We start from the raw sequence: 15,798 nt of genomic DNA on the forward strand, positions 1-15,798 counted from the left end.
ACTTTGTCCGACCGTGTCCCGTATTGCTTTGCATGCGGTTGTACCCCCTTTTAGCTCAGGATGGAGGTTCTGTCAATGTTGGATTGGTTGCTGCTATTTCTTGAAATTATGCTGATCAATGTGGTTCTCAGCGGGGACAATGCGGTCGTTATTGCTCTTGCAAGTAAAAATCTTCCTGTGGCGCAGCGGAAGCAGGCCATATGGTGGGGAGCTTTCGGAGCGATCGGTCTGCGTGTCGTCTTGACGATCATCGCGGTTTATATCTTGAAAATTCCTTTTATCCAGGCAGCCGGCTCCTTGCTTCTTCTGTGGATCGCTATCAAGCTGCTGATCGATGAAGAAGGCCATTCCGACGTAAGGGAAGCGACCACGCTCGGCAGAGCGGTCAGGACGATCATCGTAGCCGACTTTATCATGAGTCTTGACAATGTGCTCGCCATTGCCGCCAAAGCGGAAGGCGACATCGCCGTCATTATTCTGGGAATCGGACTTAGCGTGCCGATCATTATTTGGGGTAGCACGCTGGTGATGAAGCTGCTCAAAAAATTTCCGATTCTCGTTTATTTGGGCGCGGGCATTCTCGGCTACACGGCCGGGGAAATGTTCACTGCCGATACCATCGTTTATGAGAAGCTGCTCGGGCAGACCCCGCATAGCGTCGTTCCGGTCGTAACGACGGCAATCGTCATCGCGGCGGGTCTTGTGAAGAAGTTCGTCATCCGTCCAAAGATCACGTAAGGATTGTAAAACCCGTGTTAAATATACGGGTTTTCCTTGCGTTTTCACTTTTTTGTCTATATAATGAAGTTTGAATTGTAGCGTCGGCGCTTACGTCCGGCGCTACTTTTGTGAACAGGCTGGGAAAGCGCCACCAAACAGCCAATTTCTTTTGAGAGGATTAAGTGACTTTATGCATCCAAGAGACAAAATTCGCAATATAGCCATTATCGCGCACGTCGACCATGGCAAAACGACACTCGTAGACAAGCTGCTTCAGCAATCCGGTACATTCCGCGAGAACGAAGCGATTCAAGAGCGCGCCATGGACTCCAACGATCTGGAGCGTGAGCGCGGTATTACGATCCTGGCGAAAAATACGGCGATCAAATACAAGGACTTTTTAATTAATATTGTAGATACTCCAGGCCACGCCGACTTCGGCGGCGAAGTGGAGCGCATTATGAAAATGGTAGACGGCGTGCTGCTTGTCGTAGATGCTTTCGAAGGCACGATGCCGCAGACGAAATTCGTACTCCGCAAAGCGCTGGAGCAGAACTTGACGCCGATCGTCGTCGTCAACAAGATCGACCGTCCGAACGCCCGTCCGGCGGAAGTGGTCGACGAAGTGCTCGATCTGTTCATCGAGCTCGGCGCAAACGACGACCAACTGGAATTCCCGGTTGTGTACGCCTCCGCATTGATGGGAACGTCCAGCATGGAATCCGATCCTGAGAAGCAGGAAAGCAACATGCAGGCGCTGTACGAAACGATCGTCGGCCATATTCCTTCCCCAACGGAAAGCGTAGAAGAGCCGCTTCAGTTCCTTGTGACGCTGATGGACTTCAACGAATATTTGGGACGGATCGCCATCGGCCGCGTGAACCGCGGTAAAGTGCGCCAAGGCCAACCGATCGCAGTCATTAACCGCGAGGGCCAAACGAAGCAGGCGCGCGTAGAGAAGCTGTTCGGCTTCCAGGGCTTGAAACGCGTCGAGGTTGAAGAGGCAGGGGCAGGGGACATCATCGCCATCGCCGGCATCAAGGACATCAACATCGGCGAAACGATCGCCGATCCGGCGAATCCTGAGGCGTTGCCGGTTCTGAAGATCGACGAGCCTACGCTGCAAATGACGTTCCTTGTGAACAACAGCCCGTTTGCGGGCCGCGAAGGTAAGTGGGTTACATCCCGCAAGCTCCGCGAGCGCCTCTTCAAGGAGCTGGAGACGGACGTCAGCTTGCGCGTAGACGAAACCGACAGCCCGGACGCCTTCGTCGTATCCGGCCGCGGCGAGCTTCACCTCGGCATCCTGATCGAGAATATGCGCCGCGAAGGCTTCGAGCTTCAAGTATCCAAGCCGGAGGTCATCATTAAGGTGGTCGACGGACAAAAGATGGAGCCGATCGAACGTCTTCTGATTGACGTACCGGAGGACAGCATGGGCTCCGTCATGGAGAGCCTTGGAACGCGCAAGGCCGAGATGGTCAATATGATCAACAACGGCAACGGCAACGTTCGTCTGGAGTTCCTGATTCCGGCGCGCGGCCTGATCGGCTACCGTACGTACTTCCTGACGCTGACCCGTGGCTACGGCATCTTGAACCATGCCTTCGACAGCTACGGTCCTTATGCCGGCAGCGGCGTAGGCGGACGTCACGAAGGGGTTCTCGTTTCGAGCGAAACCGGTACGTCGACGCTCTACGGCATCTTGTCCGTAGAAGACCGCGGTACGCTGTTCGTTGAGCCGGGTACGGAAATTTACGAAGGGATGATCGTCGGCGAGCATACGCGCGACAACGATATCATCGTCAACATTTGCAAAGAAAAACAATTGACGAACGTTCGTTCCGCAACCAAGGAAGATACGGTGAAAATGAAGACGCCTCGTCTCTACTCCATGGAGCAGGCGCTGGAATATTTGAACGACGACGAATATTGCGAAATTACGCCGAAGTCGATCCGCCTCCGCAAGAAGATCTTGAACAAGAGCGAGCGTGAGCGCGCGGAGAAGCACCGTAAGATGGCGGAAAGCAACGTCTAATCTCTATAGCTGCAGGAGAAAGCTCTGAGCCCTTCAGAGCTTTCTTTGCACCCTTTTCACGATAAAGAACCGGGAGGCCATCCTATGTACGAATGGTTTGCTGCTAATCCTTTTTGGACATGGCTCATGATCTTCATCCTGATGTCCTATGTTTATAATAAAGTGTTTAGAACGAGAAAGCTGCCTGTCCTGAAGGCATTGATCATTTATGCGCTGCTTGCGGTCGGCGCCGTCATGCTGATGCTGTTCCAAATCGCGGGTTTGCCGATCGTGCCGAGCTTGACGGTCGCCGTGGCGCTCATGTTTATGGTGCGGATCCGTTACTTCGTTCAAGACCGTGCGAGCCGGAAGCAGCAGCAGGAGTAGAGAAGCTGTGAGCAAGGAGGAGACCGAATGGCCCGCTATTGGTTAACGCCGGTGACTTGGGAGGAGGAGCGGGTGACGCTCGGCTCCGAGCGCTTTAGCCTGGAACCGGAAGCGCTTCACTTGCCATTGGTTCGTAAGCTGAGGGAGCGGTACCCCCGTTTGCTGCTGCCGTTCAAGATCGGCCTGCTGCTCGGCGACGAGGCGGATGAGGAGGCGTGCGGAACGTCAGCGATTCCTTTTGCCATGGACGGGGGAAAGGCGCTGACGCTTGCGGCTGCTTATGAGGATTCGGCCCAGGAAGGTGTATGGCCGTTATCGCATTGCGCCGAAGCTTATCTCCACCGGCTGCCCCTGCCGCACGAGGCACTGGAATGGCTTAGCGCGGGAGAAGAGGCAGCGGAAGGGGAACTCCCCGCTTGGCTTGAACGAATGAAGGATTGGCTTAAGGCAGGGGCTCAGGTCATTATGCTGAAGGAGGAGAGCCATTCATGAATTTGCGGGATGCGTTGTTCAATTGGCTGCAAATCCGGATCGTAGCCGAGGCTAGACCGGACGACCTTGCGGCAGCGGAAACGAGAGATTTCTTCGAGGTTATTCTGCGGGAGGATCATCGCTTGAAGGAATTCCAGGCGACGAACGACGAGACGATGTACCGGATCCGTTACGTGCTCGAAGGGACGCCGAAGCTGCAGATGTTCGACCGCGAATCGGCCGAGCAGCTGCTGTCGGACATTAATTCCAACCCGAAATACAATGAATGACATATAACTAGCGGCGCGCCTATAATATAAATTATCATCGTTTGAAGGGAGTGGCCGGGATAACTGTTTGTAGCTGACGATTTGTTCCTATGGTATAATGGACATAGCAGTAACCGGTTTAGCCCAGATTAAACCGGTGTAAAAGGTTTACAAGCTTACGATGTGGTTTTGCATGGCTTTACTTCGTAAAGCCTGAGTTGATGCTTACAACGCAGTTTTGTCTATCGACAAAACTTAAGAAGTTGCTTACGACGTGGCTTTACCTTGTAAAGCCTGTAGGAGGGGACTCTATGGCAGAAACGATCACAGCTCTTTCGCAACAGCTTTTCGACTCTCTGCAGCAAGAAGCGTTCGCTCTGCTCGGCACCGTCGACCACGAGAGCGGCGGACCCGGCGTGAACGCCATTTCATGGCTCTTCGCCGTGGACGAGAAAACCGTACGGTTCGCTGTGGATGCGCGTTCCCGCATTGTGGCGAATATCAGGAACAACCCGCAAGTGAACCTGACGTATATCGGAGCGGGGTCCGTTCACGCGATTTACGGCGAAGCGGCACTCGTTACGGAAGCGCTCGAAGAGGTTCCATTCAAGCTGGCGTGCTTCGACATCGGAGTGACGTCGGTACGGGATGCCATGTTCTACGGAGCCCGCATCTCGTGCGCCCCCGAATATGAAAAAACATATGACAAGCGTGCGGCTGACAAGCTGGACACGCAGGTCTTTCATGCCATGAAAAAAGCCTAGAACCGGTTGCTGTTCTTAGGCTTTTTTCCTCTTTGTCATACCCATATATGGCGATACCCTTTAAGGCGTCGCAGCCTTGGGCCGGTTCTGTGGTTCTGGCGTAACCACGTCGCTCGGCATCTGCGGAACGATTCTCCCGATGATGGCCGCCATCTCTTCGGCGAAGCTGTTTATCGGCCTTCCGTTCTGGATGCCTGCACGAACCATGCGCAGTCGTTCCGCCAGATCCATATCCGCCGTCACGACGGCGTTGACGCCGTAAGGATCTTTTTTGAGCGCCTCCGCTACAGACAGCTTGATTGTCCCTACCTTGGCCCGATCCATAGCCGGCGGTACGTTGATCCCGACCACGGCCGTATTGCCGAACACAACGCAGTTGGCGCTCTCGACATTGGGAACGCTGGTGGCAATCTGCTCCAACCGCTGGGCAACGGCTTTGGGGTCTTGAATTTCCTTTTTCTGCGGTGCCGTCTGCTTCACTTGCACTTGCCGGTTTTGATCAACTGACTGAGAGGGGGCAGCTCCGCTTTTTGGTGATTGGTTACATCCTGCCAATAAGGACAGCAACAGGACAGCCACAACAAACATCCTCATACGATATCGTCCTTTCTGTGTTTCATCAGCTTTGGTTAGTTTGTCCTTACAAGCTACTTCTTATGTACCGAACAGAAGCCAAACACCAAACCTGGGAGGGACTCACATGAGAAAAATTTATGTGCTGGATACCAATGTACTGTTACAGGATCCTAACGCCATCCACGCGTTCGAGGATAACGAGGTGATTATACCGGCAGTGGTGCTGGAGGAGATCGATTCCAAAAAACGGAATGCGGATGAGCTGGGCCGCAATGCAAGACAAATTTCACGCATGCTGGATGGGTTGCGGACGGAGGGGCAGTTGTTCCAGGGCATAGAGCTTCCTAACGGCGGCAAGCTGAAGGTGGAGCTGAACCATAGAAGCTTTGCGAAGCTTCAGGAAGTGTTCGCGGAGGTTACGAACGACAACCGCATCCTGGCGGTAGCGCTGAACTACCATCTGGAGGAGGCGGAAAAGACGGAGCCGAGACCGGTCATCCTGGTCAGCAAGGATGTGCTCGTCCGGATTAAGGCCGATGTGCTCGGGATTACCGCTCAAGACTATTTGACCGACCGGGTCATTAACATGCCCGGGGATTTGTATATGGGCAACCTGACCTTGCATGTTCATCCTTCGATTATCGACGAATTTTACACGTACCGGCATTTGAATATCGCCTCGCTGAATTTGGGCTATCCGATACATCCCCATGAGTTCGTCATTCTGAAAGACGAGATGGGATCCAGCAAATCGGCGCTGCTGAAAGCAAATGCGGAAGGGAAGAAGCTGGAGCCGCTCTTCCTCAGCAATGAGCCGATCTGGGGCATAGCCGCCCGGAACGCACAGCAGCGGATGGCCCTCGAGCTGCTGCTGAACGACGAAATTCCGCTTGTGACGCTGGCGGGGAAGGCGGGTACGGGGAAGACGCTGCTGACGCTGGCGGCCGGCCTTATGAAGGTCGAAGACGAGCGCAAGTACAAGAAGCTGCTGATCGCGCGTCCCGTCGTCCCGATGGGCAAGGATATCGGCTATTTACCTGGGGAGAAAGAAGAGAAGCTGCGTCCGTGGATGCAGCCGATTTACGATAATTTGGAGTTTTTGTTCGATACGAAGAAGCCTGGGGATATCGATAAAATTCTCGCCGGACTCGGCAGCATCCAAGTGGAGGCGCTGACCTACATCCGTGGCCGGTCGATCCCGGGACAATTCATCATCATCGACGAAGCTCAGAACCTGTCCAAGCACGAAATCAAAACCATCGTCTCCCGCGTAGGAGAGGGCAGCAAAATCGTCCTGCTGGGCGATCCGGAGCAAATCGACCACCCTTACCTGGATGCGTCGAGCAACGGGCTGTCCTATGTCGTGGAGCGGTTCAAGGAGCAGGGCATCAGCGGTCACATCACGCTGGAGCGGGGCGAGCGGTCGCATCTCGCGCAGCTCGCGGCCGATCTGCTGTAAAACAAAGAGGTACGCGTTCTCCTCGGAGACGCGTACCTCTTTGCTTACTCGGGCTCCACCCAGCTCACTTCGCATCCGTATGCGACCGCGATCCGTTCCATTAGCTCGCGGTGGTGCGACTCAGCGACACCGTATCGGATTCCCTCCGATTCGCCGGCATACCAAGCGAGTAAATGCTCCTGCAGCTGCGCGAAGGCTTGATCAGGTTCGGACGGACGCCCGGATCCCGGTGCAGGCGCCAGCCGGAAGACGGCCGCGAGATCGGCGAACACATAAGGATGCTCCTGTCTGCTGACCAGGCCGAAATCGGTGAAGGTCGGAGCAAGCAGCGCCTCCGCGGGCAGGAGAAGCAGATCCGTTTCTTCATAAGGAATGGCATACTGCTGCATGATGGGCAGCGAATCGTCCCGTTCTCCGGGCTTCGAGAAGATGAGCAGTTCCTTGTCCCGGTCGAAGAGCGCCGCCCGTCCTGCGAGCGCCTTCACGATCTGAGCGTAATAGCCCGCCCGCTTATCCTCCGGCAAGTCCATCAGCAGGCCGTATTTACGCAGCGGTTTCGTCATGGGGAATCCTCCTTATTCAAGGTGAACATTACTTTCCATTATCGGCAAAAAAGCCGGCGGCTGCAACTACAGACCCAGCTTCAAATAGATACTCAGCAGGTGATCCTGCAGCTTGACCCCTGTAGCCTGCAGGAAGGGCGTAACAAGCTGCGGGTAAATCCCGAGATCGAATTGGTTCTCCATATCCTCAACCGTCGTTTGAGGCAAGCTGAAGCCGTTAAACGTAAGCTCCTCCATTTGGAACCGGATATACGGCTTGTTCTTCCCGTCGTCCTTCACGGCGAGCCGGTAGCTGCCTTTGATTTGAATATCGAGGTTGTCGTGCCGTCCCGAAGCGACGACCTGCTGCTCTGTGAATTGAAAGGTGAGGTTCCGGAACAGCTCGTTCTTTTGCCGGAGAAAATCATTGAGCTCGCTATCCGACAATTGGAACGTATAATTCAGGCCGTTCATGATCAAATTGCCGCTCTTCTCCGGTTTGGACCCTCCCTGGGCGGATGCGGGCATGGAGACGATCTCGGGGAGCTGCTTCATGGCCGACGCAAGCGCTTGGAAGTAAGTTTTAAACAGAGGAATTCCCCGATCGCGCCAGAGCCGGTTCAGATCCTGCATCTGCTTCTGCAGTGAATCCGCATTGGCGGAGGCCGACAGCTGCCGGTCCACCTCCTGCTGAAGCATGGTCAAGCGGGCTTTTTCATTCGTATACCTGTCTTTCGCATCCTTTAGCTCCTGCTGGGCCTGCTGGATCTGGGCCTGCAAGCCGGTCAGACGCTTCCACGCCTCGGTATGGCTCTTCAGCGCGTTCTGATCGCTCCGTACAATCATTTGCGTATATTCCCAAAGAGATAACGCATCGGACAGGGAACGGATCGAGAAGATCAATACCCACAGCGAGTCCCGGTCCCCCATATAGTAAGCGCGGATGACTCCCGCTGCATGCCGCCTGGCCTCCTTGGCATCCCTGTCGGCCGCAGCGATCTGCTGTTCCGTCGCTTGGAGCCGCTGCGCAAGCTGCGCCTGCTTGTCCGCGATGCGGCTCAATTCCTTATCGATTTCATACACGGTAAGTCCCTTTTGCAGCAGCTCCTTATCCGTATTCAAGGCTTCCGCAGCCGCTGCAGGGATAATGCTTGCGGTTATAAGGCCGAGCAGCAGGAGCCCGACGACGATTCGTTTCAGCCTCATGCCTGCCTGTCCCCCTAAGTATCCTCTTCCTTAAGATTATCATAGAAAACGGAAAAAGATGACAAAAAAAAGCTCCGCCCGGAGGGCGGAAGCATTGGATACCGATGATTATTTCTGCGGTTGCGGCTTAGGCAGCAAGCGGAGAATATCGTCGAGCGTTTTGACCTGCTTTGGCGTTTCCTTGGCGAAAGTCACCTTCTGATTGATTCCGTTCAGCTCCTGGGTCCATTCAATGGCATTGTCTTTCGCGGTTCCCAGTGTAAAATGAAGCTGGCCGCTCTGCCGGCGGATATACCCTTGCTCGTCCACGGCCAGCGTGATGCTGGAAGGGGCGGTCAGCCGGATGGACTCGGCTGTTTTCTTCCAGGCGTCCGTCTGCCCCTGCGAGCTGAGTCCGTTCGACACGAGCTCACCGAGAAGCGCGGGCAGGCTTCCCGCCAAATAGTCTGCGGCTGCCTTCTCGTTCTTGGACGTGACGTCTATGGTCAGATGCTTGACGGTGGAGCCGTCCGCCAGCTTCTCGGTTTTGTTGTCCGTCCCGATCCAGGCCGGGTCGACTCCCTCCAGAAGCTTACCGCTTAGCACGGAGTTCAGATGACCGGCATTTTTCAGCTTATCCGCGGAAGCGGCGCCCTTATCAAGCGGAATCGACGTATATTCGTCCGGCTTATTTACGGCTGGCAACTGCAGGTATAATTTGTTATCTTTAATGAGTACGGGCATCGGAATCGGTGCAGCGGCGCCCTTCGGCGTAATCTTTAAATCCGCTTCCGTCTGCAAGACGTCGGCGGAGGAAGCGGCTCCGGTATACTCGATCGTGCTTTCCTTGAGCAGGGAGAGCATGGCTGCGGTCATCGGGGGCAGCCCTTGGAACAAGGCGGCATCCAGCTTCAGGTTCACGGAACCGGTAAATTGGTAGCTTCGGATTTCCTCCTGCTTCTTGGCGGCTTGCACGACCTGCTGCTTCAGCTGCTGATGATCCGTACAGCCCGCTGTAAGCAGAACGGCACAGCCGAGCAGGAGCGGGATTGCAATATTTTTGGGTGTAAGCAAGATGTTTCTCCCTCCGTTTATCATCTCATCCTATTATAGCTATCCGGGGAGGGTTTGTCTGCATGGAAATGGAGCTCGGCTTAGCGGGGCGTCAATCGGAAGGGAATGGGCTGATCCGGTATCTTCGCAGCCGAATGGAGCTTCAGCCGGACGGCGCGATCTCATTTTATGAGTATATGAAGCATTGTCTTTATCATCCCGATTGGGGCTACTATACGAGCGAACGCGTCAAAATCGGCAAAGAAGGCGATTTCTACACCAGCGCGTCGATCGGAGGCCTCATGGGAGAAATGCTGGCCGAATGGATCATGAAGCAGTGGGCCGACGCCGGAATGAAGGAACCGCTCACCCTGATCGAATGGGGAGGCGGGAGCGGCAAGCTGGCGAAGGATGTCCTGGATGCGATCCGTTCCGGTTCACCGGAATGTTATGAGCGCGTCCGTTATATCGGTGTAGAGACGAGCGAATATCACCGGAGGCTGCAGCGGGAAACGCTGGCGGAGCATGCCGGACGGGTTCGGCTGCTGAGCGTTGAGGAATGGCGGCGGGAAGGTCCTTGGAGCCATGCCGTGCTTTGGTCGAACGAGCTTCTGGATGCGATGCCGGTTCACCGGCTTCGTTACCGGGAAGGTCTGGGCTGGGAAGAAATCGCGGTAGGCTGGGATGAAGAGTCGCACTGGTTCCGGGAACGATTAAGGCCTTTGAAGGATCCGGAGGTCTTGGGTTACGTTGCCCGGGAGGCCGTTCCGGAGCGCGACGGGCAGACGATCGAGGTAAATACGGATGCCGTATCATGGCTTGCCGGAGTGGCGGAACGGATGGAGAGCGGCTGGGTGCTTACGGTGGATTACGGCGATGTTTCCCGGGAAATATACGGCCCTCACCGGATAGCGGGGACGCTGATGTGCTACCGGAAGCACTTGGCTTCGGCCGCACCCTATGAATTCCCCGGCGAGCAGGATATGACCGCCCATGTCAACTTCAGCGCCCTTCTGCACGCGGGTGAAGCAGCCGGAGTGACGGAATCTCGGCTGCTGACGCAGAAGCAGTTTCTGGTCGAGCAAGGGCTGCTGAGCAAGCTTCAGGACCATGATGCGGCGGACCCGTTCTCCCCTGCAGCCAGGCGGAACCGGGCCATCCGCCAGCTCCTGCTGAGCGACCAAATGAGCGAGCTGTTCAAGGTATTGATCCAAAAAAAAGGTGATCCGCGCTAGTCAGCGCCGGCTCACCTTTTTGTGCTGCATGTCTTAAACGGACATTTTGAAGAAAGACCAATAAGTAAAGCCGGTAAATGAAATGATCATGTACCCCCAGAAAATCAATATGTAGGCACGTTCGGACAATTTCATGTATCCTAAGAGCACGAAAATCGCCGTTTGGGCGAAGAAGATCAACGCCATGGGTATAAAATCACCGGCGAGCGCCATCAAACCGATGGCAAGCGTCCAGAAGCCGAGAACTCGAAACATGCGATCCATCCTGCATCCCCCTTTCTTTGCGCACGTACAGTACTATTCCACATTATACCTTCTGAAGTTGACAGTGTAAACGTCCAATCCGTGACGAAAATGCGTCAATTTGTGCGATTTATAGCTAATGTGTCCGAATTCCCGAACAAACATGTATGACGTCCTGCAAAAATGGCAATACAAATTACTAGAAAAGTATTCTATGAACTCTAGTATGGGCATAGAGATGAAGTAACGCAATATTTCATGCACCACCTTTCATAGATGTGACGATTACCCCCGGGGTTAGGAGGACGGCTTGATGACAGCGATCAGACAAGATGCATGGAGTGAGGAAGACGATTTGATATTGGCGGAGGTCACGCTAAGACATATCCGCGAGGGCAGCACCCAGCTGTCCGCTTTCGAGGAAGTCGGGGAGAAGATTGGGAGAACGGCAGCTGCGTGCGGCTTCAGGTGGAACAGCTTTGTGAGGAAGAAATACGAGGCGGCCATACAAATCGCCAAGGCCCAACGGCAGAAGCGCAACCAGCAGCGCAAGCAGGTTCCTTCCTTCGCCTCCGTATCGAACGGCGTGGCGACCGTTGGCATCAGCGATCATGTCAGCCGGGGCGAGAGCTTGTCGGAAGAGCTGTCGGTCGACGCGGTGATCCGGTTTCTCCGTCAATGGAAGGGCAGCTATCAGGAGATGGTTCGGCATATCCGCCATTTGGAGAAGGAGCTGAACGAGAAGCAGGAAGAGCTGGAGAGGCTCCGCGGCGAGAATGAGGAACTGGGCCGCCAGGTCAGCGATGTGGCTACCGATTACCGAGTGGTCAACGATGATTATAAAGCGCTCATTCAAATTATGGATCGTGCCCGGAAGCTGGCCTTTCTGATGGAAGAAGAGGATGAAGGGAAGCCGAAATTCAAGATGGATCCGAACGGCAACCTGGAACGAATCGAATAAATATCCGGAAGCCTGGAGCTCCTTGGTCCGTTATAGACGGACGGAGGGGCTCTTTTGGCGTGGAAAGCGAGTTTTCCAAAGGACGAGGAATATGGTAGGATAGGAAAAAAACGGTGAGGAGCTGCTGGCTTTGGCAAACATTACGGTGGTTGGCGGGGGCGCGATGGGGCTGCTGCTCTGCGCTAAGCTGGCGCTCTCGGGGCAGCCTGCGGAGCTGATCGTTCGTACGGACCGGCAGCGGGACGAGCTTCGGCAATCCGGTCTCTTCCTCGTGGTAAACGGGATACGGAGACGGATTGAGACGGCAGGCGAGGACGCGCCTCTGGTCGTGAATGCGCTGAGCGACATGGCCTCCTCAACGCGACAAATTCGTGAGATGATGCGGGAGGAACCCCATTATATTATCCTCGCGGTGAAGCAGACGGCCGTCACGAGGGAACTGGCGGAGCTGACGGCAGCCCTAGCAAAGGGTAAAGCGCAGATTGTATGTATCCAGAATGGGATCGGTCACGTAGACAAGCTCTCGGCCGTCATCCCGCTCTCCGACATTTGGCTTTCGGTTACTACGGAAGGCGCGCTGAAGCGTTCTTTTACCGAAGTGGAGCATACGGGAACAGGGACGACCTGGATCGGCCCGGCGGAAGCGTGCATTTCGGAAGCACCGGATGGAGCGGGAATGCAAAAAAGTTGGCTGGACTGCCTGCTGCAAGCAGGATTCCACGCATTAATGTCGAACAACATCACTAGCCGAGTTTGGCATAAATTGTTGATAAATGCCGTAATCAATCCTCTGACCGCGATTTTGCGGATAAGGAACGGAGAGCTGCCTGAACGTCCCGAGGCCTGCCGGTTAATGCGCGAGCTGTTCGAGGAAGGTGCGGGCCTGGCGGACAAGCTCGGAATCGAGCTGGCGCCGAGACTCTGGGACGAAGTGCTGGAAGTGTGCAGGCTTACCGCTGCGAACCGCTCCTCTATGCTTCAGGACGTGCTTGCCGGACGACGAACGGAGATCGATTCGATAAGCGGGGGGTTGCTGGACAGGGCCCGGGTGACGGAACATCCGATGCCGGTCACGCAAACCGCGTATCGGCTGGTCAAGGCGCTGGAAGAGAACAACCAAACGCAGGCGGAATAAGATTACGCTCTGGAAAACGGGTGATAAACGGGTATGGGCTCCTTGCTCAATTGGCTTTACCAGCTCTATATATTACTCGCGTTGGTTCCGTTCGTCGCCTTTTTCATCACGTGGTTCATCGTCTTCGGAGTCAGCCGCGACAAACGCAGAGCCACCCACCTCAGCATGGATATGACAACGCTGTTTTTGATCGGCTCGGTAGCTTATATGGGACGCAGCATCTTCGGTTCGGGCATGCTGCTCTGGACGGTGCTGCTCCTGTTCCTTGTAGCGGCGGGGCTGCTCGGGAATATGCAGAACCGGCTGCGGGGGCGGATCGATTTGATCAAGATCGCCAGAACGTTAAGCCGGCTCGGATTCCTGGTGCTCACGGCTTGCTATGTTCTATTGATGCTGATCGGCATCGGCAAAAATTTGCTCATCCAATAAGGGGGAATCAAGGATGAACGTACATAATTTGATGGAAGATATGGTCAGGGCCTGCCTGAAGGAATTGATGCTTCACCAGGAGGGGCTAGGGGAGCTGAGCGAGAAAGAACAGAGCGATATTATGGCTATAGCGCTGAACCGGCTTCCGACCAAATACGTAGCTTCAGCCAAAGGGGAAGTGTTTGCCAAGACGCAGCTCGGCATGCAGGTGGAAACGGACGTGTACCGGGAACTGACCGGCGCGGTGGAGAAGGTGCTGCATTCCGGACGCAAGTCCGACTTATAAGAGATGGGCGAATAAATTGCTGCTTACTTTGGGAGCCTAATCCATAGGTTCCTTGTTTTTTTGCCTACATTTATTGGAAAATAAAGTGAAAAACTGTCATTAAACTTCCAGAGGCCAAAAAATATTTGTGGATTTTATTAACCTCTGGTTGTATAATTTCTATTTGGCAACGGTTTCACACTTTACATTTTAACTAAAAAATTATATTATCTACTAGTGGTTTATTGGTGTGATTTCCATGTCAGATAACATAACAAGGCGTGGAGTTCCCATATAATTACATAATTTAGAGGAGGGTTACAATGAAGTTGAATAAACTTCTGGTCCTGACTGCCGTAACGGCCATGCTTGGCACGGCGGCGGTCGGATGCTCTGACAACACCAAGAATCAGGCAGGGGGCACGACAGACAAGAAAGCGCCTGCTCAAGAGCTTCGGATCAATATGGCGGCAGAGCCGCCTGCGCTGGACAGCTCGATTGCGACAACGAATCCGACGTTCACAATTTTGAACGCGGTCAATGAAGGGCTGTACCGTCTGGATGCCGACGGCAAACCGCAGCCGGCGCTGGCAAGCAAGCTGCCGACAATTTCTCCGGACGGCTTGACTTATACGATTACCTTGCGCGATGGCCTTGCTTGGGCTGACGGCAGCCCGCTGACGGCGAAGGACTTCGTGTATGCCTACCAACGTACGCTGGATCCTGCTACCAAAGCGAAATACGCTACGATGCTGGCTTGGATCAAAGGCGGCGCGGAGCTGAACAAAGCGAAGCCGGAAGAGCTTGAAGCGAAGAAAGCGGCTCTCGGCGTGAAAGCGAAAGACGACAAGACGCTTGAGATTACGCTTGAAAGACCTGTAGCCTTCTTCACGGACCAATTGTCCTTGCCATTGTTCTTCCCGCAAAAAGAAGATTTTGTTAAAAAGCAAGGCGACAAAAACGGCGCGGATGCGGATAAAGTCATCGGTGCGGGTCCGTTCAAGCTCGAAAAATGGGACCATGAGCAGCAGCTCGTTATGGTGAAGAACGATAAGTACTGGGATGCGGCTAACGTAAAGCTGACTAAGGTCACCGTAAACGTTGTCAAAGACCCGAACACGGCTCTGAATATGTACGAAACAAACCAGGTGGATCTGACTGAGCTTAAAAATGAGCAGCCGAAGATGTACCAAGGCAAGCCGGACCTCGTGTTCAAGAAAGAATTTGTAACTGCCTACATCCTGTTCCAAAACAAGAAAGTTCCGGCCTTTTCTAATACCAAGATCAAGCAAGCTCTCGGTATGGCTGTAGACCGCAAAACTTTCACTGATGTCGTACTGGGAGGAACGTCCATTCCGTCTACCGGTCTTGTTCCAGGAACGGTATCCGACGGCAACAAACAGGAATTCCGTAAAGTGGCAGGCGATACGCAGCCTCCGTTCGACCCGGCGAAAGCAAAGCAACTGCTGGCTGAAGGCTTGAAAGAAATGAACCTGACGTCCTTGCCTAAATTCAAACTGACGAGCGATGATACCGATACTTCCAAGAAGTCCATCGAGTTCATCCAAGCGCAGTGGAAGCAAAACCTGGGCATCGACGTCGAAGGCGAGCCGCTTCCTTTCGCCCTTCGCGTGAAGAACATGCAGGAAAACAACTTTGACGCGCTGATCGGTCTGTGGGGCGCGGATTACAACGATCCAATGACGTTCCTTGACATGTGGCTGTCCGATAACAAATCTTTCAACTATATGGACTACAACAATAAGCAGTATGATGATCTTGTAAGAGGCGCCGACAAAGAAGTCGATTTGGCTAAACGTTCCAAAATGCTCGTAGACGCCGAGAAACTTCTGATGTCCGACGCTTCGATCTCGCCGATCTATTTCCGTACACGTCCTTACGCTAAGAAACCTAACGTAGACGGCCTAATTCTGCCGGCTATGTCCAAAGAATGGGAGCTTCGCTGGGTTTCCATTAAGTAAGGTTAGGCAAGCCCGTTTCAAGCTATTATAGTTCAGATGGGGCCGTTCTGAAAGCTGCGGAACGGCTCCGATTTTTCTGTTTAAGTGCATTCAGGATCTCGATTG

The 15,798-nt window shown here is 54.1% G+C and carries 18 protein-coding genes; 13 read left to right on the forward strand and 5 right to left on the reverse strand.

The window, feature by feature from the left end; translation table 11 throughout:
* Nucleotides 1-75 precede the first annotated feature (75 nt).
* The 6 genes from O9H85_RS01835 to O9H85_RS01860 all read left to right on the forward strand — a co-directional run bounded on the left by O9H85_RS01835 (nt 76) and on the right by O9H85_RS01860 (nt 4,628).
* Entirely contained in the window at nt 76-738 is a 663-nt protein-coding gene (locus O9H85_RS01835; protein WP_269879560.1) for a TerC family protein, read from the forward strand.
* Between the two features lie 172 nt (nt 739-910).
* Nucleotides 911-2,758, forward strand: coding sequence for a translational GTPase TypA (gene typA / locus O9H85_RS01840; RefSeq protein ID WP_269879561.1), 1,848 nt, complete (start codon nt 911-913; stop codon nt 2,756-2,758).
* A gap of 84 nt (nt 2,759-2,842) precedes the next feature.
* Nucleotides 2,843-3,124 (forward strand): YlaH-like family protein, encoded by a 282-nt coding sequence (locus tag O9H85_RS01845; protein ID WP_269879562.1) that lies wholly within the window; start codon nt 2,843-2,845, stop codon nt 3,122-3,124.
* 27 nt (nt 3,125-3,151) lie between these two features.
* Entirely contained in the window at nt 3,152-3,616 is a 465-nt protein-coding gene (locus O9H85_RS01850) for a hypothetical protein (RefSeq protein WP_269879563.1), read from the forward strand.
* Nucleotides 3,613-3,885 (forward strand): hypothetical protein, encoded by a 273-nt coding sequence (locus tag O9H85_RS01855; protein WP_269879564.1) that lies wholly within the window; start codon nt 3,613-3,615, stop codon nt 3,883-3,885. The genes O9H85_RS01850 and O9H85_RS01855 overlap by 4 nt, the downstream gene beginning before the upstream one ends.
* Nucleotides 3,886-4,175: 290 nt before the next feature.
* Nucleotides 4,176-4,628 (forward strand): pyridoxamine 5'-phosphate oxidase family protein, encoded by a 453-nt coding sequence (locus tag O9H85_RS01860; RefSeq protein WP_269879565.1) that lies wholly within the window; start codon nt 4,176-4,178, stop codon nt 4,626-4,628.
* A gap of 60 nt (nt 4,629-4,688) precedes the next feature.
* Here the strand turns inward: O9H85_RS01860 and O9H85_RS01865 are convergent, their stop codons facing one another.
* Nucleotides 4,689-5,222, reverse strand: a complete 534-nt coding sequence (locus O9H85_RS01865) for a YhcN/YlaJ family sporulation lipoprotein (RefSeq protein ID WP_269879566.1) — start codon at nt 5,220-5,222, stop codon at nt 4,689-4,691.
* A 106-nt stretch (nt 5,223-5,328) separates the two neighbouring features.
* Between O9H85_RS01865 and O9H85_RS01870 the strand changes: the two genes are divergently transcribed.
* Nucleotides 5,329-6,663 (forward strand): PhoH family protein, encoded by a 1,335-nt coding sequence (locus O9H85_RS01870; RefSeq protein WP_269879567.1) that lies wholly within the window; start codon nt 5,329-5,331, stop codon nt 6,661-6,663.
* Nucleotides 6,664-6,707: 44 nt separating this feature from the next.
* On the opposite strand, the gene O9H85_RS01875 is transcribed toward O9H85_RS01870, so the two are convergent.
* The 3 genes from O9H85_RS01875 to O9H85_RS01885 all read right to left on the reverse strand — a co-directional run bounded on the left by O9H85_RS01875 (nt 6,708) and on the right by O9H85_RS01885 (nt 9,464).
* Nucleotides 6,708-7,226 (reverse strand): hypothetical protein, encoded by a 519-nt coding sequence (locus O9H85_RS01875; protein ID WP_269879568.1) that lies wholly within the window; start codon nt 7,224-7,226, stop codon nt 6,708-6,710.
* Between the two features lie 66 nt (nt 7,227-7,292).
* Nucleotides 7,293-8,411, reverse strand: coding sequence for a hypothetical protein (locus O9H85_RS01880; protein WP_269879569.1), 1,119 nt, complete (start codon nt 8,409-8,411; stop codon nt 7,293-7,295).
* Between the two features lie 108 nt (nt 8,412-8,519).
* The gene (locus O9H85_RS01885) at nt 8,520-9,464 is read right to left on the reverse strand and encodes a hypothetical protein (protein ID WP_269879570.1); all 945 of its coding nucleotides are present in this window, start codon (nt 9,462-9,464) and stop codon (nt 8,520-8,522) included.
* 62 nt (nt 9,465-9,526) lie between these two features.
* On the opposite strand from O9H85_RS01885, the gene O9H85_RS01890 reads away from it, so the two are divergent.
* Nucleotides 9,527-10,678, forward strand: coding sequence for a class I SAM-dependent methyltransferase (locus O9H85_RS01890; protein ID WP_269879571.1), 1,152 nt, complete (start codon nt 9,527-9,529; stop codon nt 10,676-10,678).
* Between the two features lie 33 nt (nt 10,679-10,711).
* Here O9H85_RS01890 and O9H85_RS01895 read toward each other — a convergent pair whose 3' ends face one another.
* Entirely contained in the window at nt 10,712-10,942 is a 231-nt protein-coding gene (locus O9H85_RS01895) for a DUF2626 domain-containing protein (RefSeq protein ID WP_269879572.1), read from the reverse strand.
* 292 nt (nt 10,943-11,234) lie between these two features.
* Here O9H85_RS01895 and O9H85_RS01900 point away from each other — a divergent pair, with 292 nt between their 5' ends.
* The 5 genes from O9H85_RS01900 (at nt 11,235) to O9H85_RS01920 (ending at nt 15,693) form a co-directional block, all read left to right on the forward strand.
* The gene (locus tag O9H85_RS01900) at nt 11,235-11,882 is read left to right on the forward strand and encodes an RsfA family transcriptional regulator (protein ID WP_269879573.1); all 648 of its coding nucleotides are present in this window, start codon (nt 11,235-11,237) and stop codon (nt 11,880-11,882) included.
* A gap of 130 nt (nt 11,883-12,012) precedes the next feature.
* Nucleotides 12,013-13,017 (forward strand): ketopantoate reductase family protein, encoded by a 1,005-nt coding sequence (locus O9H85_RS01905; RefSeq protein WP_269879574.1) that lies wholly within the window; start codon nt 12,013-12,015, stop codon nt 13,015-13,017.
* Between the two features lie 33 nt (nt 13,018-13,050).
* The gene (locus O9H85_RS01910; RefSeq protein WP_269879575.1) at nt 13,051-13,446 is read left to right on the forward strand and encodes a DUF3397 domain-containing protein; all 396 of its coding nucleotides are present in this window, start codon (nt 13,051-13,053) and stop codon (nt 13,444-13,446) included.
* Between the two features lie 13 nt (nt 13,447-13,459).
* Nucleotides 13,460-13,732, forward strand: a complete 273-nt coding sequence (locus tag O9H85_RS01915) for a late competence development ComFB family protein (protein WP_269879576.1) — start codon at nt 13,460-13,462, stop codon at nt 13,730-13,732.
* Between the two features lie 302 nt (nt 13,733-14,034).
* Nucleotides 14,035-15,693: a peptide ABC transporter substrate-binding protein gene (locus O9H85_RS01920; protein ID WP_269879577.1), complete on the forward strand. Its 1,659-nt coding sequence runs from the start codon at nt 14,035-14,037 to the stop codon at nt 15,691-15,693.
* The last annotated feature ends 105 nt before the right edge of the window (nt 15,694-15,798 follow it).

Origin of the sequence: Paenibacillus gyeongsangnamensis, assembly GCF_027533625.1 — a bacterium.
GTDB lineage: Bacteria > Bacillota > Bacilli > Paenibacillales > NBRC-103111 > Paenibacillus_G > Paenibacillus_G gyeongsangnamensis.